The following is a 22,672-nucleotide window of genomic DNA, read 5'->3' on the forward strand; positions in this document are numbered from 1 at the left end:
CGAAAGAGGCATCGTTCCAGCTCAGCTCAGCTTGTCAGCGATCGCCTTGTTGAAGGCGTCGAGGTCGCCGGGGTTGCGGGAGGTGATGAGGTTGCCGTCGACGACCACCTCGGTGTCGGCCCAGTCGGCTCCGGCGTTGATGAGATCGGTCTTCGTCGAGATGAACGACGTCAGCTTCCGTCCCTTCGCCACTCCCGCCTCGGCGAGGATCCACGGGGCATGGCAGATCGCGGCGACCGGTTTGTCGGCGGCGAAGAACGCCTTGACGAGGTTGACGGCGTCCTCATTCAGACGCAGGGCATCGGCGTTGAGGGTGCCGCCGGGCAGGACGAGGGCGTCGAAGTCATCGACCGAGGCCTCGGCGACGGGAACGTCGACGTCGAAGGTCTCGGCATGCTCCCAATCGCCTTCCATCGCCTGCAGCGTTCCCTCGGACGGGGAGACGATGACGGTCGTCGCTCCGGCCTCGTCGAGAGCGGTGCGGGGACTGGTGAGTTCGATCTGCTCGACGCCGCGGGTGAGGAGGAATGCGACCTTCTTATCGATGATAGCCATGATGGTGCTCCTTTTCTTTGTGTTGTGGAAATGCTGTCTGTCGTGATAACTGTCTGTTGTGGGAATTGAGCTGCCGCAGAACCTGGGGCGGCGTCTCAGGTCAGATGGGCTCGCTGATCGTCGGTCAGCGGCTTCGCGGGGAAGCGCAGCAGCACCTTGCCCGCCGGGTGGGCGGTGAGCAGATGCCGGTAGGCGTCGTGGACCTCTTCGGCGTCGAAGACCCGGGCGATCGGGACGTGGATATGGCCGTAGGCGATGGCCTGGCCCAGCCAGACCATGTCATCACGGTGGGCCTTGGCTTCGCCGTCGATGCTCACCCCGTACTTCTCGTCGACCGTGGGGCCAGCGCCGATCGAGACGATGCGTCCAGTTGGGATGCCGAGGTCGATCATGCCCGTGATCTCGTCCTCGCCCTGCGTCGAATACGCGGCCTGGATCCCGTTCGGGGCGAGCTCACTGACCCGGCCCCACAGGCCCTCACCATAGGTGACGGGTTCGATCCCGAGACTTTCCAAGAGGGCATGATTGCCCTGGCTGGCGCTGCCGATGACCCTCGCCCCGAGATTGCGGGCGAGCTGGGCGACGATGATGCCGACGCCGCCGGAGGCCCCGGAGACGAAGAGAGTGTCGCCTTCGCTCAGACCCAAGGCGCGGATTCCGGCGACGGCGGTGCGCCCGGCGACGTAGAGGCCACCGGCGGTGTCGACGCCGAGTCCGCGCGGGATCCTGTCGAGCCTGTCGGCAGGATCGGTGATGAGCAGCTGTTCGGTCTGCGCCTGCTTCGGCAGCCCGCCGTAGACGAGGTCTCCGGGCGCGAAGTCCGTAACCCCCTCGCCGACCGAGGCGACGACGCCGGAGAAGTCGACGCCGTTGCCGGAGGCAGTTTCGACGGAACCGAAGCGACCGCCTTGGAGCATCTTCCAATCCAGGGGATTGAGCCCGGCATAGAGGACGGTGACGAGGACCTGGCCTTCGCCGACCTCGGGGACGACCACCTCGGCGAGGTGAAGCTGATCGATGTCTCCGTTGGCGGTGTACTGGACGCGTCTGGTCATGCTCTGCTCCTCATCGGTGGGCGAATCAGTCCGACTGACGAATCGGTTGGGGCCCGACCTGTTCCGCGGCCCACATCATCGACAACACCACTGGAAGCCGACTTGTTCCACGACACGAATGACCGCACTCCCCGGGCCGGGGCGGGCCAGGGGAGTGCGGGTGGGGATGCGCGGAATTCGTCAGGCGAATCGCGGCTGCTCGAGGGGAGCGGATCGGGGCGGTCGCGCCGATGAGGCGGCCGGACACCGTCGGCTCAGATGTTCGGGAACTCGAGGCTGTAGCCGATGCCGGACTGCGACGCCGAGGTGATCTTCACAGTGCCGTAGTGGTTCTTGCCGGCAGCGGTGACGGTGCAGTTCTGCGAGCCTCTGTGGGAGAGGATCCGCAGGTCGGAGTAGCAGTCGACGGTGTCGACCGTGGTGCCCTGCTTGGCGTAGGCGTTCTTGATGTCCGCCTCGAGAACGTCGGCGGGGATCTTGCCGTTGCCGTCGGCGTCGAGTTCGACTCCGTCTTCGCCGATCCGCGGGCCCTGGTAGCCGTTGTCGGTCGTGCCGCTCGACGACGATGATCCGCTCGAGGTGGAGTCGCTCGAGGACGACGATCCGGTCGAGGTGGAGGAGCCACTCGCCGAGGAGGCGCTGGACGAATCCGTGGATCCGCCGCTGCCGGTGGTGCCGTTGTCCGTCGTGCCGTTGTCGGTGGTGCCGGTCGAACCCGAACCGGCGGAATCCGAGGTGGAGCCCGAATCCGATGCCGGTTCTTCGGCGGTCGTCTCGGTGTCCGCGGTCTCCTGCGCCTGCGCCTGCTGGCCGTCCTGCTCCTGGCCCTGTTCCTGCCCCTGGCCTTCTGGGCCGAAGGTGATGTTCATATCGCAGGCCGAGAGCGTCAGGGTCGCGGCGAGAGCTCCGGCAACGGTGATGGTCTTGAGAAGTGTCTGTGCCTTCATGATCTGCTCCTGGTCTCGTGTGGAAAAAGCTGTCGGTGTTTCGTACAAGACAAGCCTCTCAGCGCGGAGCCGTGACCTGGGCCGATTCGTGTTCGGATCCGGTGACGCATGTTCCAGGACGGACACAACGGCCTATTCTGGGACTGTATTCGACGATCGGCGCCGAAGCGATCCGAGAAATCTTCGCCGCCGATGTCGAGAACACGAGTCCGGCTGCGTCCCAGACATGTCAGCGAGCACAACCAGTGCGAGCGGCACGAGACAAGGAGACCATCATGGCCAAGTACCTCATGCTCAAGCACTATCGGATGTCGAGTGACCTCATGAACTACACCCCGATGGATCAGTGGAGTCCCGACGAGGTCGACGCGCATATGGCGTACATGAACGCCTTCGCCGATAGACTCAAGGACTCCGGCGAATTCGTCGACTCCCAGGCGCTCTCGCCCGAGGGCACCTTCGTCCGATCCGGCGGACCGGGCAAGCCTCCGGTCACCGACGGCCCCTTCCCGGAGACGAAGGACCTCATCGCCGGGTGGATGGTCATCGACGTCGAGGACTACGACAGGGCTCTCGAACTCGCCGGTGAGCTGTCCGCCGCACCGGGCAAGGGAGGAGAGCCGATCAACGAATGGCTCGAACTGCGCCCCTTCCTCGACCACGCACCCAGCGTGGACGAATGATCAGGGACGCGAACGGAGTCCGCGATGACCGATCCGGATCCCCTCGCCGAGGCGGAGCTGCGTGAGCTCGTCCCCGCCGTGATCGGCATCCTCGTCAGTCGTGGAGCAGACTTCGCGACCGCCGAGGACGCCGTTCAGGACGCGCTCATCGAAGCCCTGCGATCGTGGCCGTCCGGCCCGCCCCGTGACCGGCGGGGCTGGCTCGTGACGGTGGCGTGGAGGAAATTCCTCGACATTGTGCGATCTGAAGGATCGCGGATGAAACGCGAGGAACGGGTCATGGCCGCCACCCTCGCCGAACCCGGGACCTCGGCCGAACCCGGAACCGACGGCGTACCGAACGCCGATGACACCCTCGACCTCTACATCCTCTGCGCCCATCCCGACCTCAGCCCCGCCTCGGCGGTGGCACTGACCCTGCGGGCGGTGGGCGGACTGACTACGAAGCAGATCGCCGAGGCTTATATGGTGCCCGAGTCGACGATGGCCCAGCGCATCAGCCGCGCCAAATCGACGATCGCAGGCTCCCGACTCAACCGGCCCGGCGACCTGTCCTCGGTGCTCACCACCCTCTACCTCGTGTTCAACGAAGGGCACTCGGGCAAGGTCGACCTCGTCGCCGAGGCGATCCGACTGACCCGCAGCCTGCGGGCGATGATCGACTCCGCCGAGGTGGACGGACTGCTCGCCCTCATGCTCCTCCACCACGCCCGCCGCGACGCCCGTTTCGGTCCCGACGGACGACTCATCGCACTGACCGATCAGGACCGCGCCCTGTGGGATCGACGGCTCATCATCGAGGGCATCGAAATCCTGCAGGCCGCTCTCGCCCGGGACGAATTCGGCCAATATCAGGCACAGGCGGCCATTGCGGCGCTCCACGCCGACGCGCAGAACGTCGAGGACACCGACTGGGTGCAGATCGTTCAGTGGTACGACGAGCTGCTGGCCCTGCGCGATACGCCGATCGTGCGCCTCAACCGGGCCGTGGCCGTCGGGGAGGCCGACGGCCCTGCGGCCGGCCTGACCGAACTGCGGGGACTGGACGAGAGCCTGCCGCGCTACTTCGCCGTCGAAGCGCACCTGCGCGAACGGGCAGGGGAGTCACAGCGGGCCGCCGTCCTCTACGCACGGGCCGCCGAACGGGCCGGCAACCTCGCCGAACGCGATCATCTCAACCGGCAGGCGGCACGCGCACGGTCGGGGCAGGGCCACCGACCGTGACCGAGAAGCCGGTGACGGCGGTGATCACGGTCTCGCTCGGCCGCCTCGGCGAGCGAGGTTGATCACTCCTGTCGGCAGAAGACATTCGTCAGCACCGATGGCGGACTACGATCGAAGGGAGCACTCAGCTCACCAACCCATGTCAGCGATCCCGTCACCGGGGTCCGTTCCCGATGTCGAAAGAGGCCGAACCCGTTTGAGCCACCTGCAGGAGTTCTTCCGCATCCCACCGGGCGAACGCGACCATATTCCCGCGTTCCGCATCGCCCTGGGAGTCGCCATCCCGCTCCTCGTGCTGCTCGTAATCGACCGCCTCGACCTCGCCGTCTATGCCGCCTTCGGCGCCTTCACCGGCATCTACGCGCGCTTCGAGTCCCCACGATCGCGGACCAGACGCCAGTCGATCGCTGCCGCCGTCCTCGTCGTCTGCGTGGGCATCGGCGCCCTGCTCAGCAGCCTCGGAGCTTCGGTCTGGGTGCTCGTCGTCATCACCTCACTCGTGTCCGGCGCGGGTGCGGCCATCGCCCTGCGCTTCCGGCTCAAACCCGGCGGGTCGATCTTCTTCATCTTCGCCACGGGAGCCGTCGGATCCATTCCGGGCGGCGCATCGGTGCCGGTGGCGATGGGTGTGGCGGCCGCCTCGGCGCTGGTGTGCATCGGTCTCGGAGCGCTCGCCCACTATGCCGGCGAACGCATGCCTCCGGAGAAGGAGACCTATGTGCGGGTAGGGCTGTCGCCGGTGGGCAAGGCTGATCTGGCCGCCCACGCCGCCCGGTTCACGATCGCCCCGTTCATCGCCGGAGTTCTCGGCACCCTGCTCATCGATGTGCTCCCGCTTCTGTCCCACAGCTATTGGGCGATGGTCGCGGCGGTCGCACCGATCACTCCGCCCGGTCGTTCGGCCCGTCTCAAGCGCGGCGTCCACCGGGTGGTCGGAACCCTGCTGGGCGTGATCGTCACAGCGTTCCTGCTGTCGTTCCCCACCGAGGCGTGGCAGCTGGTGGTGTGGGTGATCCTGCTGCAGTTCCTCGCCGAGATCTTCGTCCTGCGCAACTACTCGGTGGCTCTGCTCTTCATCACCCCGTTGGCCCTGCTCATGACCCAGATCGGCAGCCCGCACCCGGTTCCGGAGCTGTTGGCCTCGCGGGCCATCGAAACCGTCATCGGCGCCGTCGTCGGCATGCTCGTCGTCCTCGTCGGCTTCAGCAGTGCGAAGAGGACGCGCGCCGAAATCGATGCCTCCCCGCATGCCGATGAGGATGACTGATCCTAGGAGGACACCATGACCACCAGCACCGAGGTGCTCGCCACGCTGGCCTCGCTCGAGGACGAGAAGATCCGCGCCGTCAACGCCCGTTACGGCGACGACCACGCGGTCAACCTGACGAAGCTGCGCGCCGTGGCGAAGGACCTGAAGAAGAACGACGAACTCGCCGCCGAACTGTGGGACTCCGGAGACACTGCGGCCCGCCTCGTCGCGATTCTCATCATGCGTCCGAAGGCCTGGAGCGAAGCACAGCTCGATGAGATGCTGCGTGACTCCCGAGTCCCGAAGGTCCACGGCTGGTTGGTCAGCTATATCGTCAAGAAATCACCCCACGCCGAGGCGCTCCGCCGGTCGTGGATGGACGATCCGGATCCCGTCGTCGCCTCCGCAGGATGGGCGCTGACGAGCGAACGGGTGAACCGGAAACCCGAAGGCCTCGACCTGACCGGTCTGCTGGACGTGATCGAGGCCGAGATGGCCGAGGCCCCGGAGCGCCTGCAGTGGGCGATGAACGAGACGCTGTCCTATATCGGCATCGAGAACCCGGACCTGCGGAAACGTGCCATCGACATCGGTGAGCGCCTCGGCGTGCTCCGCGACTACCCGACTTCGCCCGGCTGCACCTCGCCTTTCGCCCCGACGTGGATCACGGAGATGGTGGCTCGGAAGTCAGCGGACTGAGCCGTCGGCGAGTCAGCCCAGCGTGCGGTGACGCCCGATCGGGAGCATGAGCGGCTGGCCGGACACGGGGTCTTCGATGATCCGGTTCTCCAGTCCGAAGACATGATGGACGTTGTCCTCGGTGAGAACCTCGGCAGGCGTGCCCTGGGCATGGATGGTGCCGCCCGAGAGCATGACGAGCCGATCGCAGTAGCGGGCGGCGAGGTTGAGGTCGTGGAGGACCATGACGATCGTCACTCCGGAGCGCTGATTGAGCTCGGTGAGCAGGTCGAGGACTTCGACCTGATGGTTGACGTCGAGGAAAGTCGTCGGTTCGTCGAGGAGCAGGATGTCGGTCTGCTGGGCAAGGGCCATCGCGATCCACACACGCTGTCGCTGACCTCCGGAGAGCTCGTCCACGGGCCGGTCGGCGAGCTCCGCGGTGCCGGTGGTGTCCAGGGCCTCGGCGACTGCGAGGTCATCGGCGGCACTCCAGCGGGAGAAAGCTCCCTGATGCGGATGGCGACCTCGTCCGACGAGGTCGGCGACCGTGATGCCCTCCGGGGCGATCGGAGTCTGAGGGAGCAGGCCGAGGATGCGGGCGAGCTGCTTGGCCGGCATCGCATGCACGTGCCGACCGTCGAGGACAACCTGCCCCGCACGCGGGGTCAGCAGCCGAGACATCGATTTCAGCAGCGTGGACTTGCCGCAGGCATTGGCCCCGACGATGCCCGTGATGTCCCCGGACGGCAGGGTGAGGCTGAGGCCGGAGATGATATCGGCGTCCCCGTAGGACAGATGCAGACCCTCGGCCGCAAGCGAATGGTCCGTGGTCACAGGGAACCTCCCGAACGGTTGATTCTGATGATGAGGTAGATGAGGTACGGGGCGCCGAGCACACCGGTGATGACACCGACCGGATACCGAGTGCCGAGGGCGAACTGACCGATGAGATCGGCGACGAGGACGAGGAGTGCCCCGACGAGTCCCGCCGGTATGAGGAGTGAGGAACCCGGCCCGATGAGTCGGGCGGCGATCGGTCCGGAGAGGAAGGCGACGAAGGCCACCGGACCGGCCGCAGCGGTGGCGAAGGCGATGAGTCCGACGGCGGTGACGATGACGAGGAGACGGGTGCGGGACACACGCACGCCGAGAGCCTCGGCGGTGTCGTCGCCGAGCTGCGTGATTGAGAGGTTCTTCGACTGGCCGAGGAGCAGCGGGGCCAGGATGACGAGCGCGATGAGCACCGGAATCACGGACTCCCAGTTCGCACCGTTGAGGCTGCCGGCCAACCAGCGCAGCGCCTCTTGGAGGTCCCATTGGGACGCCCGCGTCAGCTCCCAATTGATCAGGGCCGTCAGCATCGAGGAGATGCCGATGCCGACGAGTATGAGGCGGATTCCCGCGGCCCCGTTCTTGTATGCGAGCAGATAGATGAGCAGCGCCACTGCGAGGCCGGCGACGATGGCGAAGATCGAGACGCCGGTGGTGCCGAGGCCGAGGGTGATGATCGCGAACACCGCGGCCGCCGATGCTCCCGAGCTGATGCCGATGATGTCGGGACTGGCCAGGGGATTGCGCAGCATCGTCTGGAACGTGACTCCGCCGAGACCGAAGCTCAGTCCCACGGCCAGCGCCATCACGGCACGGGGCAGACGGAGACGACCGACGGTGAAGGACGCCCCGGGGACCTGTTCGCCGGCGACGACACGGACGACCTTGTCGAAGGAATAGAAGGTCTGCCCGACCATGAGGCTGGCCAGGAAGGTCGCGACGATGAGCACGGAGAGGATCACGACGATGCTCGTCCAGTGCCTCGACCGCGCCCTGCGCAGGCTGACGACCGCCTCGGCAGTGGGGGTCAGTGGTGTGATACTCACAGGGATCGGACCTTCTGCCGGCGGACGATGGCGATGAAGAACGGAGCGCCGATGAGCGCGGTGAGGATGCCGACGTCAAGTTCGGCCGGTCGGGCGACGATGCGTCCGAGGATGTCGGAGGTAGTCAGCAGCCCGGCGCCGGTGACTGCCGAGAACGGGAGCAGCCACCGGTGGTCGAGGCCGATGAGCAGTCGGCAGGCATGGGGGATGACGAGTCCGAGGAAGCCGATGGGTCCGGCCACGGCGGTGGCGGCTCCGCAGAGGACGACGGCCCCGGCCGCGGACAGGGCTCGGGTGAGTCCCACATGCTGACCGAGACCCGCCGCGAGCTCGTCGCCGAGGGCGAGAGCGTTGAGCCCCGGACCACACCAGACGCTGACGAAGAAGCCGCCGATGAGGAAGGGCACGATGAGCAGGACGGAATCCATGGTGACTCCGCCGACCCCACCGATCTGCCAATTCCGTGCGAGATCGGAGATGTCACCGCGAGGGAGGACTACAGCGGAGATGAAAGAGGACAGGGCAGCTGCGGTGGCGGCTCCGGCCAGAGCGAGCTTGAGCGGGGTCGCCCCCTGCCGACCGAGGGAGCCGATGGCGTAGACGAACACAGCGGTGACCGCCGCCCCGGCGATGGCGAACCAGATATAGCCCTCAGCACTGGATATGCCGAAGAAGGCGATGCCGATGACCACGGCCAAGGACGCCCCGGTATTGACACCGAGGATGCCAGGGTCGGCCAGAGGATTGCGTGTCACACCCTGCATGACGGCTCCGGAGACGCCGAGAGCCGCGCCGACGCAGACGGCGAGCAGGGTGCGGGGTATGCGCTTGGCCACCGCAGCCTGGTCGAAGCCGGTCGCCGATCCGCCGTAGGCGGCCCACACGTCTTCGAGGCCGACATTGCGGGAGCCGATCATCGTCGAGGCGATCATGAGGACGACGACGAGTGCGAGCGCGGTGAGCATCCACAGGAAGCGGACGCGAGTCGACCGCCGCAGCCTGGCAGCGGTCGATACTGCAGTCGACGTGGCTGTCATCGAGATGGCGGCCTATTTCTGATTCGAGGCGGCCTCGTCGAGCTCGTCGAGGTAGTCGTCGAGGATGTACGAGATCGACAGCGGAGTCGGGTTGGCGGCGGTGCCCAAGGGCTGGTCGCCCGGCAGGTTGACGATCGCATCGTTCTTCACCGCAGGCATCTGGGACAGAAGCTCATCATCTTCCAAGGTCTTGACGAGCTTGTCGTCGCCATAGGTGACGATGACGTCGACGTCATCGAAGACATCGGCTTGTTCGGCGCTGACCTGCGAGGAGAACTGGTCGGTCTCCTCCGAGGCCTTCGCAATGCTGGCGGGAGCCTTCATGCCGAGATCCTCGAAGAACATCGCACGGGTGTCGTGCGTGGTGTAGAAGTTGACCTCTGACAGATCGGATGGATCGACGTGAGTGAGGAACATCGTCGATTTGTCCTTGATCGCTGGATGCTCGGAGACTGCTGAGTCGATCTCCGACTCGAGGTCGGCGATGAGTTCCTCACCCTCGTTCTTCATACCGATCGCTTCGCTGTTGATCTCGATCATCTCTCGCCATGGAGTGCCCCATGCGGTCTCCGGGTAGGCGACGACCGGTGCGATCTCCGACAACGTGTCGTAGTCTTCCTGGCTCAGACCGGAATATCCGGCGAGGATGACGTCGGGCTGGGTGTCCGCGACGGCTTCGAAGTCGATGCCGTCGGTCTCGTCGAACAGGGTCGGCGTCTCCGCGTCCAGCTCGTCGAGCTTGTCTTCGACCCAGGGGAGAACGCCGTTGCCGTCATCATCACCGAAGTCGGCGCTGGCCATACCGACAGGCACGACGCCGAGTGCCAGGGGCACTTCATGGTTGGCCCAGTTGACGGTGGCGACCCGTTCGGGCTTCGACTCGATCTTTGTCGTGCCGAGGGCGTGTTCGATGGTCACAGGCGTCCAGTCACCGTCACCGGCTTCGGCATCAGCGGAGGTTCCGGAGGATGAACAGGCGGAGAGCACGAGTGCTGCCGAAATGGCCACAGGCAGAGCGAAGGCACGGGATGGGCGGTTCATTTCTTCCTTTCGAAAGGTGTGTGGGGCACACCCTGAAAGGTCCAGAAGTAGGTTTGCCTAATCAATACATAGGTGTGCCTAATCAAAGTATCCGAGGAGGCGGTTCGGCGCAATCGAGCAATTGTGACACTCGATTGCGTCAAACGGACAAGTGTGACCGTGGAGTCTCTGCTCGGAGATTCGCTGGTGTCGTCCCTGTGATCCGTCGGCACGCTGTGGTGAATGCGCTCGCCGAGGCGTAGCCCACGTCTGCGGCGGCGTCAGGGATCTCGCAGCCGAGTCCGATCAGGGTGATCGCGCAGTGGATGCGGGCCGTCGTCACCCACCGATTGAACCCCAAGCCGGTCTCCGCGGTGAATGCGCGGGTGATGGTGCGCGGACTGGTTCCCAGGCGCGTCGCCCATTCCTGAAGTGTCGTCTGATCGCTGGGGTCAGTGAAGACGGTCTCGACGATCGGGGTCAGCAGCTCGGCAGTCGGTCGGTGGACGATGACCTCGTGTTCGGCGGGGGACAGGACATCGAGGATCATCGCCTCGGTCAGTGCATAGGAATCGGTTCGGGGCTCGAGGGTCTGCAGCCGTGAGAGCAGAAGGCGCAGCAGCGGGTGGATTCTCACAGTGGTCGGCGCATTGCCCATCGGCGGATCGTCGACATCGAACTGTGCTGCTTTGACCACCACTCCGGCGGGTGTCCACCCGGAATGCAGAACCCCGGCAGGGACCCACATCCCCAGAGGCGGCGTGATCGTCCAGGTTCGAGTGCCGATCGTCACTGTCCCCACACCATCGTCTCGCCACAGAAGCTCATGTGTGGGATGGGAGTGTTCGGCCCAATAGGTCTCGTGCTCCATGGTCTCCGCGGAGCCGAGGATCTGCATCGGCAGACACACCTGTCCCGCTGAATAGCTGGGCAGGCGGCGTTCGGCCACATAACTCGAGGCCGAGTTCCGGGAGTGAAACTGCTTGATCGTGGAGGTCACTGATTCAGGATACGTGGACTCCTCATCCGGCGATCTCCGGGTGACGGGTGTGGTAGTCCGTGACCTGCTGGAAGGCATGACCGGCGGCCAGCACCAAGGGTTCGGTGAAGTCACCGCCGACGAACTGTGCTGCCAGAGGAGTGCCCCGGTCGGTGAACCCTGCGGGCAGAGTGATCGACGGCATTCCGCAGTTGTCGATCGGTGCCGTCGGTACGGTCACCGCAGCGAACAGCTTCTGGTCGGAACCCAGGTTCGCCATCTGCGCTATCGTCGGTGAGCCGACGCCGATTCCCGGCAGCAGGAGCAGATCGATATCGGCCATGAGAGTGCGCATACGGCCGGTGAAGTCTCTCCGCGATTCGAGCAGCCGATGGTAGTCGACGGCGGAGAGTCCGCGCCCGATCTCGATGAGACCGGACAGGTCGGGACCGTATTCGTCCGCCCGGGCCGGATACGTCTCCGAATGGACACCGGCGGTCTCGACCCCGCACAGAGCCGTCCATTCCTTGGCCGCGGCCTCAAAACCGGGAGTCTCGACCTCGAGCACCCGCCAGCCCAGGTCGGTCACCGTCTCGATGGTGTCCTCGAGCATCTCATTCGTCGCAGCGTCGAAGTGCTCTTCGGCCAGCTTGCGGTCGAAACCGACGACAGGGGCTCCGTCGACGCGCAACCTCTGCAGGTAGTCCGGTACCGGTTCGAGCGACGAGGTGGGATCGGCCGGATCGCGGCCGGCGATGGCCCGCAGCACGATCGCGGCATCACGGGAGCTGCGGGTCATCGGCCCGATGTGATCGAGGCTGGGAGCGAGTGCGAAGATGCCGTGGCGGGAGACTCGGCCCCAGGTCGGTTTGAGTCCCGTGACGCCATTGGCCGAGGACGGAAGGCGGATCGATCCGCCGGTGTCCGAGCCGAGCGAGGCGAAGCAGAGCCCGGCCGCAGTGGCCACACCGGACCCTGAGGAGGAGACTCCCGACCAGGTGTCGGCATCCCACGGGTTGACCGGGGTCGGCAGGTCGGGATGGTGACCGGTGAACGCCCCCTCGGTCAGACGCAGTTTGCCGAGGATGACGGCTCCGGCGGTTCGCAGTCGAGCGACGACGGTGGCATCGAAATCTGGGCGGAAGTTCGCATGGATCGTGGTGCCCGCACCGGTCGGTGCGTCGTGGGTGTTCGCAAGATCCTTTACCGCCACGGGGACTCCGTGCAGATCGCCGAGCCAGTTTCCGCGGTCCAGGAGGCAATCGGCGCGGTCGGCCTCAGCGAGGGCCGATTCGGCCATGACCGTGGCGAAGGCCTGCAGTCGGGGCTCGAGGCTGTCGATGCGTTCGAGCATCGCTTCGGTGACCTCACGCGAGGACAGCTGCCTGGTTCGGATGAGTGTCGAGACTTCGTGGAGCTCGAGGAACGGGATCTCGGTGCTCGTCGGTGTGGTCATCATGCCTCCCTGCATCGGTTTCCATTACCCTAGTCGATCTTCTCACCAGGGGGAACAGCCATCTACGGGGCTATGCTCCGGCCAGTTCCCGCAGTGCTTGGATGTGTGCCTCGAGACGTCTGCTCCCGTCTTTGCTGATCGAGATCCAGGTGCGCGGGCGTTTGCCCACGTACCCTTTCTTCACCTCGATCATTCCGGCCTTCTCGAGTGCGGTGATGTGCCGGGAGAGCACGGAATCGGAGACGCCGAGACTGTCGCGCAGCAGTTTGAACTTGGCCCTGTCCCGGTTCTTCAGGCTCGACACGATGCCGAGTCTCGTGGGGTTGTTGAGCTCCGGTTCGAGGCGGGTCAGAGAGTCGCCGAGGTGGGGGATCGGCTCGTCTTCGGTGTGCGCGTCCTTTGGTTCGGTCGCGGAGTTCTGTTTCGCTGTCATCGTCGGTCCCTCCTCAGCGGCGCAGGGCCAGCAGGGAGAAGACCGGGGCGGCGACCCACAGCAGTCCTGCGGCGATGAACGGGATCGGACCGCCGGCGGCGAACGAATCGGCCATGACGCCGACGATGAACGCGACGATGATGACGCCCAGCCATGTCGGCAGGAGGGCGGTGGAGCGGCGGCTCCAGGACAGGGCCTTGATGAGGTAGACGACCAGGGCGGGAATGATCCAGCTCAGTCCGGCTCCGGCGATGATGAGCTGGGTGGTGTTGTCGTCGATGATGCCGATGGCCATGAGGCCGACGGAGAGTCCGGCGGAGAGGACGAAGAGCAGTGTGACCAGCGGCCACGCATCTCCGCTGCGCGCCCGGGACTGGTTCGCTTCGACCTGGCTGAGAAGATCTGCAGCCTGCTGCGGGGTGGGGTTCGCGTTCATGTCGGTTCCTTTGAGTGGTGGTAGCTCTGTGGAAGTAATTCCACAATACCAACTACTTTCCATAGTGGAAAGTACTTTCACCAAAAACTTCCCCATTACTACCTGACGGCGGCCCAGCAACCTCGCGCGAGGTTGCTGGGCCGCCGTCAGGATCCTTCTATGTCTGTCAAGCGGCCTGGCCGATCGGTTTCGTGGCCTCGAGAATCCGATAAACAGAACGAGCCACGTGACGCTTCATGCACCGGATCGTCTCCTTCTTCGTCTTCCCCTCACCAAGCCGTTTAGCCATGTATGCCTGGGACTTCTCCTGGTGAGAAAGCCGCGTGATGGCCACCATGTACAACGCAGAATTCAACCGCCGATCGCCACTGCGGTTAAGCCTAAACCTCACCACGTTCCCCGACGACGCCGGTATCGGGCAGACCCCCGCCAACTTCGCGAACGCTGCCTCGGAACGCACCCGCCCATGATGCGACCAGGCCAGGTAGAACACAGCCGCGGTGATCGGCCCGATCCCCGGCTCAGCCAGCAACACCGCAGCTGGACTGTCCTTGACCATCGCCCCGATCCGGGTGGCGTAGTCCTTGATGTCCGCCTCGAGTTCGATGACGCGTTTGGCTAACCGGATGGCTTCCCGACGAGCCTCGGTCAGTTCCACAGCCTCGTTCCTGAGCCGCCACTTCGCCACCGTCTGGATCTTCACGACCGACAGTTTCCGACGCGCATCCATACCGAGGTCATGAGTCCGCAACAGCGCGGTGAGTGCGTTGATGGTGCGTGTCTTCTCCTGGGTCATGGACTCCCGCGCTTTGACCAGGATCCGCAGTCCCTGGCGCGGCCCATCAGCCTGCCGGGGAAACCGCAGCCGTGACTCGTCCAAAGGCAGGACCGTGCCAGCGATCCGTCGGGCATCGATCTGGTCGTCTTTGCCCGTGGCGTGCCGGTCGCGAGCATTCATGCTGGCGGCCTCGGCGACCGTATAGCCTGCGTCGGCGACATGGTCGGCCAGGATCGCCCCGTAAGTGCCGATGCCCTCGATGACCCACAGGGTATCGAGGTCGCCGCGAGTACGGCGGCCAGCCCACGCCAGGGCCCGTTTCAGGCCAGCTTTCGTGGTCGGGAATGCGGCCGTGTCGACGTGCTCGCCAGTGTTGGTCAGCACGCTGTAGACGTGGTTCTTCGCGTGGGTGTCGACGCCAACGACAAACGCGTATAAATGCGAGATGATAGTCATGACGGTTCGTGACTCTCCTGTGTCAGAGCGGATGAGGTCCGACCGTCAAAGCGGTCGGCTCCGGTCCGGGAGATAGTCACGTCGAAACACTACTGTGATGAGTCACGTTCGGTCAGGAACGGACAACCTTCTGATCAAGTTATCGATGTGGGCCGAGCCGGTGCCGACCGCCCACCAATCATCAGACAGATCCCGACGAGGACATCGTTCGAGTCAGTAGCAATAAGAGTCATGATGATCGATGGGACGGTCAGTTCCTACTCTGCCAGCCAGTCCCAGACCAGCCACCATCAATACTCACAGTAGCAATTAAGGGGTGGAGGCGGCTACTGTGGCGGCCAGCTCCGTGGCCCGCTCCAAATGCTCCGTGGTGACTTCGCCGGTGAAGATGAGGGGATCGAAGGCGAGCTTCCAGCCCAGGCCGGTCGTGATCTGCTTCATCGCGGTCTCGGCACCGGTCGTGTCGTAGCCGCCGTGGATCCAGTAGGAGAACGGTCTGCCGGCGGTCGGCTCGCGCACCGCGTCATACGTGGTGTCGAAGAAGTGCTTGAGGGCACCGGAGATATAGCCGAAGTTCGCGGTCGTGCCGAGCACATAGGCATCCGCGGCGAGCACATCAGCAACACTCGCCTCCAGCGCCGGGCGGATGGTGACGTCGATGTCGCCGAGCTCAGGCATACGCAGTCCGGACTCGGCCGCCTCGGCGATCCGTACCGTCGCAGCGGACGGGGAATGATGAACGAGCAGAACGTTGACCATGGCCCCACCCTAGCCCCGGCCGGTGACCTCCGTCAGCTGCGATGTCTACAGTGGAGCCATGGCAGTCATCTTCGACCCCCTGCGCGGACGTGTGCGTCCGGAAGCCAGCCACCCCGATGCCGCGATCATCGAAGTCCTCACGAAGACCTATTCCGATGCGGATTGGGCGGTGCTCACCGGGGCGGGAATGAGCACGGACTCCGGCGTGCCCGACTACCGCGGACCGGATTCCCCGCCGCGGAATCCGATGACGATCCAGACTTTCCTCTCCCACCCCGATCAGCGCGCCAGGTACTGGGCGCGGTCGTGGATGGGCTGGCCGCGGATGCGCAGCACCCAACCGAACCAAGCTCACCTCGCCCTGGCCGAGCTGTCCGTGGCCGGGATCATCACCCAGAACGTCGATGGACTCCATCAGGCCGCCGCCGAGGCGGTCGCCGCCGACCGCGGAAGCGGTGCCGGAGCGCCGGCGCCGAGTCCCGTCATCGACCTCCACGGCAGCCTCGACCGGGTGATCTGCCTGAGCAGCGGGCACCTGTTCGACCGCGACCTGGTGCAGCGGAGACTGAGCGAACTCAATCCGGACTTCGCCGAAGAGGTCGGCATCGACCCCATCGACGTCGAAACCGCACCCGACGGCGACGTCGAACTCGAGGACACCGCCGGTTTCGCAGTCCTCGACTGCCCCGAATGCGGTGGGCTGCTCAAGCCCGATGTCGTCTACTTCGGCGATTCCGTCCCGGCCGCCAGGGTCCAGGCAGCCAATCGGATCGCCGACGAGGCTGCCGGCCTCGTGGTGCTCGGTTCCTCGCTGGCGGTGCTGTCGGGACTGCGGTTCGTCCGAACCGCCGCGAAGGAAGGCAAACCCGTCGTCATCGTCACCGACGGGCCGACCCGCGGAGACGAATTCGCCGACTTCCGGTCGATCTCCCGCGTTGCCGACTTCGTCACCGCGTGGGCAGGCCGGTGAGGCGATCGGGCGGCGAGTCGGCCAGGCATCCAGGGGAGTCCAAGCCGGGGATGGAAGACTGAGAGTCATGAGAGACAATCTGGCTCGCGCCGAACGACTGCGCCTTGTCGACACCGCCCGCCGTGCCGGGGACGACGCCCCTACCCTGTGTGAGGGGTGGACGGTCAGGGACCTTGCCACCCACCTCGTCATCCGAGAACGTCATCCCCGCGCTGCCGCGGGCATCTTCATGCCGAAGTTCTCCGACCGCCTGCAGGCGAAGGAAGACGAGTACGCCGAGATGCCGTTCGGTCGGCTGCTCGGACTCGTCGCCGCACCGCCGAAGTGGACACCGGGCGCCCTGCCGGGAGTGGAGACGGTGATGAACACGACCGAGTTCCTCGTCCACCACGAAGACATCCGGCGAGCCGCGATCGAATGGATTCCGCGTCGGCTGTCGCAAGCGGAGACCGCTGCCGTCTGGGCGCAGACGAGGGTGGCCCTCCTGCCCTACGCGGCGAAGGCGAAGGGGCCCGTGACGATCGAAGCCCCGGGTTTCGGTACCCGCACGGCGGGGAAGAAGGGCAGCGGGGCGGCCGCGACGATCACCGGGGCACCTCTCGAGCTGCTTCTCTATCTCATGGGACGGGTTGACCACGCACTCGTCGACGTGCGCTGAACTTCGGGAAAACCCTATCCAGGTCGGGGGATTGGTCCCTGTCGGCGTCCGGTGACGTCTTCCTAGGCTGGTATCAACAGCCGATACCAAGGAGACCAACACCATGAACGCAGCACCCACCCCGACTCCCGATCAGTTCGACCAGACCTCCGCGGGACAGTACCCCCACCCGTCCGCCGGACAGTACGAAGCACCGCAGAGCTATCCGACGCAGAACCGCTATGGCCAGCGCGCCGAGGAGGACCCGGGCAAGGTGCTCGGGATCGTCTCGCTCGTGGCGACCCTGTCGACCTTCCTCGGGTTCAACTTCATCGGCCCCGTCGTCGGCATCATCACCGGACACATGGCGCGCAAGCGTTCCCAGGAATCCGGATTCGGAGACAACGAGATGGGCAAATGGGGCTTCATCTTGGGCCTTGTCTTCCTCGGGCTCCTCGTCCTCGGATGGGCACTCGGAATCTCCTTCGGCATCGTCGGCGGCCTGGCCAGCCTCATGGCCGGCTGACCGCGACAACGAGGCAACGCCGACAGAGAAACGGCAGAGGGCCGACCCGTGTGGGTCGGCCCTCTGCCGTTGTCAGGAGCCCGTGTCAGACGTCGTCGTCAGTATCCGACCCAGGCCCCGCGTTCCTGGTCGAGGACCCGCGGGTGCAGCAGCGTCGAGGCTTCGACCTTGCCCACAGCCGCGCGATCACGGTCCGGTGGGAACGTCGTCGAGGCGGCGAGCACCTCGGCGGTGGCGAATTTCAACCCGCTCGGGGCATCATCGGGCACGGTCACCTCGGGGCCCTCTCCGCCGAGATCGGCGAGGAAGTATCCCCAATCACCGAAGCTGGGGACATCGACGTGATACGGAGTCGTCGACAGTCCCGCCTCGGCGACGGCCTCACCGATACCCCAATAGGCTTCAGGGGCGAAATAGGGGGAGCCGGCCTGGACGACGAGGCGCGCCTCCGGGGACATCACCTGTCGGATGAGCCCGTAGAACTCGATGCTGTAGAGCTTCGACGTCGCCACATCATCGGGATCGGGCAGATCGGCGATGACCGCGTCATAGGCCGAATGCTTCGCCTCCCGCAGCCACGTGAAGGCATCGGCGGCGATCGTTCTCACCCGCGGATCGTCGAGGGAGTCGTCGTTGAACGCGGTGAAGTGCTCCGAGGTCTTCGCCAGTTCGAGGACCGCGGGGTCGAGGTCGACGAGCGTGACTGACTCGACGTCGGGATACTTGAGGATCTCGCGTACGGCCAGGCCATCACCGCCGCCGAGGACGAGGACGTTGCGGCGCGGACCGTCCAGCAGCGGATGGACGAGGCTCTCGTGATAGCGGTACTCATCGGCCGAGGCGAACTGCAGATCCCCATTGAGGAACAGCCGGGTATCGCCGGTCCTCTTCGCCTCGGTGAGCACGATCTCCTGGTAGTCCGACCGCTGCGAATACACGATCGGATCCCGGTAGAGACGCTGCCGGGTGGTGACTTCGATGTCGTCGGTATACACCCACACCACGGTGAGTCCGCCGAGGATGAGCACAAGCAGCGCTGCCAACATGAGTTGGGCGGCCCGGCTGAGTTCGGAGCGGAAGAGCCAGAGGACGATGAGGATGCCCACCAGCGCGTTCGTCATCCCCACGGCCAGCGCACCGCGCGGCAGACCGAGCAGCGGCAGCAGGAGGAACGGGAAGGCGAGCCCGCCGATGAGTCCGCCCACATAGTCGGCGGCGAAGAGGTCGGCCACCGCGCTCGAGGCCTTCTGCGCGCGGATGCGTTGGACGAGCTCCATGAGCAGCGGGATCTCCGCGCCGATGAGCGCGCCGATGACGAACGCGAGGGCCACCATGGCCACCGTGTAGACGTCGGCGAACGCGAAGGCGAGGTAGAGCAGGATGACGGAGAGTCCGCCGATGATGCCCAGGGCCGCCTCGATGAGGGCGAAGGAGACCGCGGCGAACCCGGTCAGCCGTTTGGTCGCCAGCGACCCCACACCCATGGCGAAGACCATGACGGCCAGGACGATGGAGGCCTGGACGATGGTGTCGCCGAGCAGATAGGACCCCAAGGCCACGAGCGCGAGCTCGTAGACCATTCCGCAGCTCGCGCAGATGAACACCGCGAGCAGGACGAAGAAACGGGCCGGTCCCGGACGCATTGGAAGGGTGATCGGTCGGGCCGCCTCGGTGGTGGTGCCGGAGCCGTCGTCAGCGGTGCTCAAAGGAGGGCTGCGGCCATGATGCCCGCGATGCCCAGGTGGGCGGTGGCGTTGACCCAGACCTCGGGGTGCATCTGTGGGGAGTTGATGATGTCGCCGGTCTTGCCCGGGGTGAGCAGGCCGATGAGCACGAAGCTCACTCCCATGAGGAAGATGCCGAGGATGCCGAAGACGAGGGTGGACAGGATGCCTGCGGCCAGGTCATCGGAGCTGGCGCGGATGGCCGCGATGACGATGATAGCGACTCCGGCCAGGTCGGAGGCGACGAGGACCGCGGCATTGCGCGACTTCTGCTCCCACAGGATGACGTGGAGCTTGCCCGGGGTGAGCAGGTCGACGACGAAGTAGCCGATGACCATGAGGAGGAGTCCGCAGCCCGCATAGGAGAGGACGACTCCGGTCTCGTAGATGAGGTAATTCAGGAGCATGTCTGCCTTTCGCTGTGCCTGATCGTGCCTATTTTCCGGTGCCCGGTCCGCCGCCGCGGAATCCTGAGCCGTCGCCGTAGTTCGATCCGCCGCCGGTGAAGAACGGGAGGAAGAAGAATCCGCCGCCTCCGGAGCGGGACGAGTCGCAGCCGACGTAGTCATAGCTGCTGCCGTTCTTGACGTAGTCGCCCTCGCCGGGGTTCGAGACGTACTGGCCGTTGCTGAGGTCGTAGTCACCGCAGTTCGCCGACGACCCGGACGAACCGCAACCTCGGAACATATTGCCGATGACGATGAGGATGACGACGAAGAAGATGATCGTTCCGCAGCCGATGCGGCGCGGCTTCCGCCCCGATCCGCCGCCGGGCCGCTGCGGTCCGCTGGGACGCTGTGGGCCGGATGGACCGGAGTTTTCGCGGTCGAAATCGAAAGAGCCGCCGCCCATCGAGACGTTCGGTCCCTGACTCATGCCGACCTCCTCAACTCGCTGCTGCTGTGCACGATCTCTCCATGCTGCGGGTAGCAGTGCCACGACTGCCAGGCGATCCGCTCGGGTTCCGCACAGGTCAGCGACAGTGCCGTCAGTGCGCCGGGCTGTCCGGGGAACGCGACCGAAAGGTGGTCGGCTGCGGTGAGGGCACGGACGGCACCCGCGGCGAGCACCTCGGCGGCGGCCGTCGGGAAGTCCCCGGACACGTGGGTGCGGGTCGCTGTGAACCGGTGTTCGGTGAATCCGGCCCACCGGCCGTGGCGGATGTCTTCGCGGTCCCACCGCGGTCGTTTCGGAGACGAACCGTCCCCACCCTCGCCGAGGCAGGCGAAGGTCTCGATGAACGCATCGGTGGGTCCGGCGCTCAGGATCGCCTGGTGGGAGGAGCCGATGACGGTCAGTGTCAGAGCCAACGCGGGCGCCGCCTCGGCGAGGACGGACCCTGTGTCAGTGGGTGCGGCTACGGTGGGCACATCGATGCGGCGGACAGCCAGCGGAGCGATCCGGTCGTGGTCGAGGCTCAGCCGCAGCGCCTCGGCATTGGTGTCGGTGAAGGGGACGTCGAGCGGGCGGGGGAGGGTGAGCATCAGCTGCCGGAATAGATGGTGAAGGAACCGGTCGGGATGGTCTCTCCCGTGCTCACTTCCCAGCGTCCGTGGTCGAAGCGTTCGAAGGCGAGCAGGCGGCCGTCGCCGGATTCGTAGTCGACATAGTCGACCCCGCCCTTCTCATTCAGTCCCGTGGTGCCTTCGGACCGGTAGGAGGCGGTGCCGTGCTCGACGAGGTCGTAGTCGGTGCCGTCGATGGTGATGGTCCGGGCCTTCGGCTCGATGTCGAGGTCGGGGCGGTCGCACCAGCGGGCGACCTGCACGTCGGGATCGCGTTCGACGCTCAGCCACATACGGGTCGCCGAGGCATCGGCCTGAAAGAAGTGCTCGGCCCAGTCGTAGCCGCCCTCGGAGATGCGCAGGGTGCCGCGGACGAAGAACTTCTCGTTGCCGAATTCGAGGAGATCGCCGGCCTTGATGGTCTCGGGATCACCGCCGGTGTTCTGGTCGGCGGCGAAGGGATCGCGCGGGGCGGTCGGCTGTTGCGTCTGCTCCTGCTTGCGGGCCCTGTTGGCGCGAGAGCGGATGACGAGCACGGTCACGAGGACGACGATGATGAAGACGAGGACGGCGATGAGGAGTTCTGTGGGCACGGCGGTCTGCTTCGATTCGATGGCCGGACGGGTCACCGCCCACTCTAGTCGACCGGAATGTCACGCGCGGCTGTGATCGTCCTTCTTCTCCAAAGCGGTCATCGTGTCGGCGATGAAGAACCCGAGGTCCCGGTTGAGTGCGAGCATCGGTTCGTTGTCCGTCGCCGTATACGTCTGCACCCATTCCGCCGAGGCGGTCGCCGCGACCGCGGGCAGCTGACGCAGGTTCGCGACCTTGAGGGCCCGACCGATCCCGCGACCTCGGAAGGCGCGGTCGACGAGCGTGTCCTCCTGGATGACGATCTGCGGATCGTGCGAGGAGACCATGATCTCCGTATAGCCGACGGCGAGTTCGCCCACGTGCGCCATCGAGCTGACCAAGGTCCAACCCTGTTCTTCCATCCGCTCCTCATGGCTGCGGATCGCCGCGGTGCTGGCATGGGTGGCGGAACGGGTGAGGAAACCGACGGGCACGTCCTCATCCATCTGCTCCCGCAGCTGGGTCCAGGATTCCAGCACCTCCTCGGGGCAGGCTCCGATCCATGAGGTGACCGAGAAGTCCGGGTCCTCCCTGATCACTGGCACGACCGTCGACGCCCCCGAATCCTTGTACCGATTCGCATCGGCGTCCAGGTAGGCGGGCAGGTCGAGTAGCAGCCGGTGCTCTTCGTTGCCGATGCTCATCCCGTGCGCCTGCGCGAAGGCGACCCCGGCCGGGCAGTAGGTTTCGGTCTGCACGATCGCCGAGGATTCGCCACCGTCATCGAGAAACTGTGCGGCCGCCTCGGCGAGGGCAGTGCCGAAACCCTGCCGACGGTGATCGGGCAGGACACCGAGTTCGATATCGGTCGGAGTTTCGGGGGAGAGACTGATCTCGACGCCGCCGACGATCTCCTCGCCGAGGCGGCCCGCCAGGGCGATGTCCCGCCCTCCCGGGCGCGGGTGGGCGAATTGGGACAGCGTCGTCTCGGCGCTGCGCCACCAGGCGGCGGTGCGGCGCTCGGTGTAAGCGGTGCGCATGACGTCGTTCCACGTCAGCAGCGCAGACGCATCGTCGGCCGCGATGCGCGTGATCTGAATCTCAGACATAGT

The 22,672-nt window shown here is 65.6% G+C and carries 26 protein-coding genes; 7 read left to right on the top strand and 19 right to left on the bottom strand.

The window, feature by feature from the left end:
• Nucleotides 1–21 precede the first annotated feature (21 nt).
• The 3 genes from AC3CD9_RS01100 to AC3CD9_RS01110 form a co-directional block, all read right to left on the bottom strand.
• Nucleotides 22–555 (bottom strand): type 1 glutamine amidotransferase domain-containing protein, encoded by a 534-nt coding sequence (locus AC3CD9_RS01100; RefSeq protein ID WP_488365918.1) that lies wholly within the window; start codon nucleotides 553–555, stop codon nucleotides 22–24.
• Between the two features lie 95 nt (nucleotides 556–650).
• The gene (locus tag AC3CD9_RS01105; protein WP_488365919.1) at nucleotides 651–1,610 is read right to left on the bottom strand and encodes an NADP-dependent oxidoreductase; all 960 of its coding nucleotides are present in this window, start codon (nucleotides 1,608–1,610) and stop codon (nucleotides 651–653) included.
• A 254-nt stretch (nucleotides 1,611–1,864) separates the two neighbouring features.
• Entirely contained in the window at nucleotides 1,865–2,557 is a 693-nt protein-coding gene (locus AC3CD9_RS01110) for a hypothetical protein (protein ID WP_488365920.1), read from the bottom strand.
• A 275-nt stretch (nucleotides 2,558–2,832) separates the two neighbouring features.
• On the opposite strand from AC3CD9_RS01110, the gene AC3CD9_RS01115 reads away from it, so the two are divergent.
• The 4 genes from AC3CD9_RS01115 (at nucleotide 2,833) to AC3CD9_RS01130 (ending at nucleotide 6,412) form a co-directional block, all read left to right on the top strand.
• Nucleotides 2,833–3,240 (top strand): YciI family protein, encoded by a 408-nt coding sequence (locus AC3CD9_RS01115; RefSeq protein ID WP_488365921.1) that lies wholly within the window; start codon nucleotides 2,833–2,835, stop codon nucleotides 3,238–3,240.
• Between the two features lie 24 nt (nucleotides 3,241–3,264).
• Nucleotides 3,265–4,464, top strand: coding sequence for an RNA polymerase sigma factor (locus AC3CD9_RS01120; RefSeq protein ID WP_488365922.1), 1,200 nt, complete (start codon nucleotides 3,265–3,267; stop codon nucleotides 4,462–4,464).
• A gap of 196 nt (nucleotides 4,465–4,660) precedes the next feature.
• A complete protein-coding gene (locus AC3CD9_RS01125; RefSeq protein WP_488365923.1) occupies nucleotides 4,661–5,731 on the top strand; it encodes an FUSC family protein in 1,071 nt (356 codons plus the stop codon).
• Nucleotides 5,732–5,746: 15 nt separating this feature from the next.
• The gene (locus AC3CD9_RS01130) at nucleotides 5,747–6,412 is read left to right on the top strand and encodes a DNA alkylation repair protein (RefSeq protein WP_488365924.1); all 666 of its coding nucleotides are present in this window, start codon (nucleotides 5,747–5,749) and stop codon (nucleotides 6,410–6,412) included.
• Between the two features lie 12 nt (nucleotides 6,413–6,424).
• On the opposite strand, the gene AC3CD9_RS01135 is transcribed toward AC3CD9_RS01130, so the two are convergent.
• From AC3CD9_RS01135 to AC3CD9_RS01180, 10 genes are all read right to left on the bottom strand, one after another.
• Entirely contained in the window at nucleotides 6,425–7,228 is an 804-nt protein-coding gene (locus AC3CD9_RS01135; RefSeq protein WP_488365925.1) for an ABC transporter ATP-binding protein, read from the bottom strand.
• Complete coding sequence (locus AC3CD9_RS01140) at nucleotides 7,225–8,271, bottom strand: FecCD family ABC transporter permease (protein WP_488365926.1); 1,047 nt, start codon at nucleotides 8,269–8,271, stop codon at nucleotides 7,225–7,227. The genes AC3CD9_RS01135 and AC3CD9_RS01140 overlap by 4 nt, the downstream gene beginning before the upstream one ends.
• The gene (locus tag AC3CD9_RS01145) at nucleotides 8,268–9,308 is read right to left on the bottom strand and encodes a FecCD family ABC transporter permease (RefSeq protein ID WP_488365927.1); all 1,041 of its coding nucleotides are present in this window, start codon (nucleotides 9,306–9,308) and stop codon (nucleotides 8,268–8,270) included. The genes AC3CD9_RS01140 and AC3CD9_RS01145 overlap by 4 nt, the downstream gene beginning before the upstream one ends.
• 12 nt (nucleotides 9,309–9,320) lie before the next feature.
• Nucleotides 9,321–10,349 carry an iron-siderophore ABC transporter substrate-binding protein gene (locus tag AC3CD9_RS01150; protein ID WP_488365928.1) on the bottom strand — a complete coding sequence of 343 codons (1,029 nt, stop codon included), beginning with the start codon at nucleotides 10,347–10,349 and terminating at the stop codon, nucleotides 9,321–9,323.
• A gap of 139 nt (nucleotides 10,350–10,488) precedes the next feature.
• Nucleotides 10,489–11,328, bottom strand: coding sequence for a helix-turn-helix domain-containing protein (locus AC3CD9_RS01155; RefSeq protein ID WP_488365929.1), 840 nt, complete (start codon nucleotides 11,326–11,328; stop codon nucleotides 10,489–10,491).
• 22 nt (nucleotides 11,329–11,350) lie between these two features.
• Nucleotides 11,351–12,763, bottom strand: a complete 1,413-nt coding sequence (locus tag AC3CD9_RS01160) for an amidase (RefSeq protein WP_488365930.1) — start codon at nucleotides 12,761–12,763, stop codon at nucleotides 11,351–11,353.
• Nucleotides 12,764–12,833: 70 nt separating this feature from the next.
• Nucleotides 12,834–13,196, bottom strand: coding sequence for a winged helix-turn-helix domain-containing protein (locus AC3CD9_RS01165; RefSeq protein WP_488365931.1), 363 nt, complete (start codon nucleotides 13,194–13,196; stop codon nucleotides 12,834–12,836).
• A 13-nt stretch (nucleotides 13,197–13,209) separates the two neighbouring features.
• The gene (locus tag AC3CD9_RS01170; protein ID WP_488365932.1) at nucleotides 13,210–13,632 is read right to left on the bottom strand and encodes a hypothetical protein; all 423 of its coding nucleotides are present in this window, start codon (nucleotides 13,630–13,632) and stop codon (nucleotides 13,210–13,212) included.
• A 166-nt stretch (nucleotides 13,633–13,798) separates the two neighbouring features.
• A complete protein-coding gene (locus AC3CD9_RS01175; protein ID WP_488364469.1) occupies nucleotides 13,799–14,866 on the bottom strand; it encodes an IS110 family RNA-guided transposase in 1,068 nt (355 codons plus the stop codon).
• Between the two features lie 309 nt (nucleotides 14,867–15,175).
• A complete protein-coding gene (locus AC3CD9_RS01180; RefSeq protein WP_488365933.1) occupies nucleotides 15,176–15,625 on the bottom strand; it encodes a flavodoxin family protein in 450 nt (149 codons plus the stop codon).
• 58 nt (nucleotides 15,626–15,683) lie between these two features.
• On the opposite strand from AC3CD9_RS01180, the gene AC3CD9_RS01185 reads away from it, so the two are divergent.
• The 3 genes from AC3CD9_RS01185 (at nucleotide 15,684) to AC3CD9_RS01195 (ending at nucleotide 17,758) form a co-directional block, all read left to right on the top strand.
• Nucleotides 15,684–16,595, top strand: coding sequence for a Sir2 family NAD-dependent protein deacetylase (locus tag AC3CD9_RS01185; RefSeq protein WP_488365934.1), 912 nt, complete (start codon nucleotides 15,684–15,686; stop codon nucleotides 16,593–16,595).
• A gap of 67 nt (nucleotides 16,596–16,662) precedes the next feature.
• Nucleotides 16,663–17,253, top strand: a complete 591-nt coding sequence (locus tag AC3CD9_RS01190; RefSeq protein ID WP_488365935.1) for a TIGR03085 family metal-binding protein — start codon at nucleotides 16,663–16,665, stop codon at nucleotides 17,251–17,253.
• Nucleotides 17,254–17,356: 103 nt separating this feature from the next.
• Nucleotides 17,357–17,758: a DUF4190 domain-containing protein gene (locus AC3CD9_RS01195; protein WP_488365936.1), complete on the top strand. Its 402-nt coding sequence runs from the start codon at nucleotides 17,357–17,359 to the stop codon at nucleotides 17,756–17,758.
• 98 nt (nucleotides 17,759–17,856) lie between these two features.
• Here the strand turns inward: AC3CD9_RS01195 and AC3CD9_RS01200 are convergent, their stop codons facing one another.
• Genes AC3CD9_RS01200 through AC3CD9_RS01225 form a run of 6 tightly spaced genes read right to left on the bottom strand, consistent with a single transcriptional unit; the run spans nucleotide 17,857 to nucleotide 22,669 of the window.
• The gene (locus AC3CD9_RS01200; protein WP_488365937.1) at nucleotides 17,857–19,464 is read right to left on the bottom strand and encodes a polyamine aminopropyltransferase; all 1,608 of its coding nucleotides are present in this window, start codon (nucleotides 19,462–19,464) and stop codon (nucleotides 17,857–17,859) included.
• Nucleotides 19,461–19,889, bottom strand: a complete 429-nt coding sequence (locus AC3CD9_RS01205) for a DUF350 domain-containing protein (RefSeq protein WP_488365938.1) — start codon at nucleotides 19,887–19,889, stop codon at nucleotides 19,461–19,463. Before AC3CD9_RS01205 ends, AC3CD9_RS01200 begins: the two co-directional genes overlap by 4 nt.
• A 28-nt stretch (nucleotides 19,890–19,917) precedes the next feature.
• A complete protein-coding gene (locus AC3CD9_RS01210; RefSeq protein WP_488365939.1) occupies nucleotides 19,918–20,358 on the bottom strand; it encodes a hypothetical protein in 441 nt (146 codons plus the stop codon).
• Nucleotides 20,355–20,966, bottom strand: coding sequence for a DUF2617 family protein (locus tag AC3CD9_RS01215; protein ID WP_488365940.1), 612 nt, complete (start codon nucleotides 20,964–20,966; stop codon nucleotides 20,355–20,357). The genes AC3CD9_RS01210 and AC3CD9_RS01215 overlap by 4 nt, the downstream gene beginning before the upstream one ends.
• Nucleotides 20,966–21,616, bottom strand: coding sequence for a DUF4178 domain-containing protein (locus AC3CD9_RS01220; RefSeq protein WP_488365941.1), 651 nt, complete (start codon nucleotides 21,614–21,616; stop codon nucleotides 20,966–20,968). Before AC3CD9_RS01220 ends, AC3CD9_RS01215 begins: the two co-directional genes overlap by 1 nt.
• 24 nt (nucleotides 21,617–21,640) lie before the next feature.
• On the bottom strand, nucleotides 21,641–22,669 hold the full coding sequence (locus AC3CD9_RS01225; RefSeq protein WP_488365942.1) for a GNAT family N-acetyltransferase: 1,029 nt from the start codon (nucleotides 22,667–22,669) through the stop codon (nucleotides 21,641–21,643).
• Nucleotides 22,670–22,672 lie beyond the last annotated feature (3 nt).

This window comes from Brevibacterium sp. MGP-B1 (assembly GCF_057766545.1).

Bases quoted from the DNA above. Each gene is read 5' to 3' on its own strand.
- AC3CD9_RS01100 (WP_488365918.1), bottom strand. From the start codon at position 555: ATGGCTATCATCGATAAGAAGGTCGCATTCCTCCTCACCCGCGGCGTC.
- AC3CD9_RS01105 (WP_488365919.1), bottom strand. From the start codon at position 1,610: ATGACCAGACGCGTCCAGTACACCGCCAACGGAGACATCGATCAGCTT.
- AC3CD9_RS01110 (WP_488365920.1), bottom strand. From the start codon at position 2,557: ATGAAGGCACAGACACTTCTCAAGACCATCACCGTTGCCGGAGCTCTC.
- AC3CD9_RS01115 (WP_488365921.1), top strand. From the start codon at position 2,833: ATGGCCAAGTACCTCATGCTCAAGCACTATCGGATGTCGAGTGACCTC.
- AC3CD9_RS01120 (WP_488365922.1), top strand. From the start codon at position 3,265: ATGACCGATCCGGATCCCCTCGCCGAGGCGGAGCTGCGTGAGCTCGTC.
- AC3CD9_RS01130 (WP_488365924.1), top strand. From the start codon at position 5,747: ATGACCACCAGCACCGAGGTGCTCGCCACGCTGGCCTCGCTCGAGGAC.
- AC3CD9_RS01145 (WP_488365927.1), bottom strand. From the start codon at position 9,308: ATGACAGCCACGTCGACTGCAGTATCGACCGCTGCCAGGCTGCGGCGG.
- AC3CD9_RS01150 (WP_488365928.1), bottom strand. From the start codon at position 10,349: ATGAACCGCCCATCCCGTGCCTTCGCTCTGCCTGTGGCCATTTCGGCA.
- AC3CD9_RS01160 (WP_488365930.1), bottom strand. From the start codon at position 12,763: ATGACCACACCGACGAGCACCGAGATCCCGTTCCTCGAGCTCCACGAA.
- AC3CD9_RS01165 (WP_488365931.1), bottom strand. From the start codon at position 13,196: ATGACAGCGAAACAGAACTCCGCGACCGAACCAAAGGACGCGCACACC.
- AC3CD9_RS01170 (WP_488365932.1), bottom strand. From the start codon at position 13,632: ATGAACGCGAACCCCACCCCGCAGCAGGCTGCAGATCTTCTCAGCCAG.
- AC3CD9_RS01175 (WP_488364469.1), bottom strand. From the start codon at position 14,866: ATGACTATCATCTCGCATTTATACGCGTTTGTCGTTGGCGTCGACACC.
- AC3CD9_RS01180 (WP_488365933.1), bottom strand. From the start codon at position 15,625: ATGGTCAACGTTCTGCTCGTTCATCATTCCCCGTCCGCTGCGACGGTA.
- AC3CD9_RS01185 (WP_488365934.1), top strand. From the start codon at position 15,684: ATGGCAGTCATCTTCGACCCCCTGCGCGGACGTGTGCGTCCGGAAGCC.
- AC3CD9_RS01190 (WP_488365935.1), top strand. From the start codon at position 16,663: ATGAGAGACAATCTGGCTCGCGCCGAACGACTGCGCCTTGTCGACACC.
- AC3CD9_RS01195 (WP_488365936.1), top strand. From the start codon at position 17,357: ATGAACGCAGCACCCACCCCGACTCCCGATCAGTTCGACCAGACCTCC.
- AC3CD9_RS01205 (WP_488365938.1), bottom strand. From the start codon at position 19,889: ATGCTCCTGAATTACCTCATCTACGAGACCGGAGTCGTCCTCTCCTAT.
- AC3CD9_RS01210 (WP_488365939.1), bottom strand. From the start codon at position 20,358: ATGAGTCAGGGACCGAACGTCTCGATGGGCGGCGGCTCTTTCGATTTC.
- AC3CD9_RS01215 (WP_488365940.1), bottom strand. From the start codon at position 20,966: ATGCTCACCCTCCCCCGCCCGCTCGACGTCCCCTTCACCGACACCAAT.
- AC3CD9_RS01225 (WP_488365942.1), bottom strand. From the start codon at position 22,669: ATGTCTGAGATTCAGATCACGCGCATCGCGGCCGACGATGCGTCTGCG.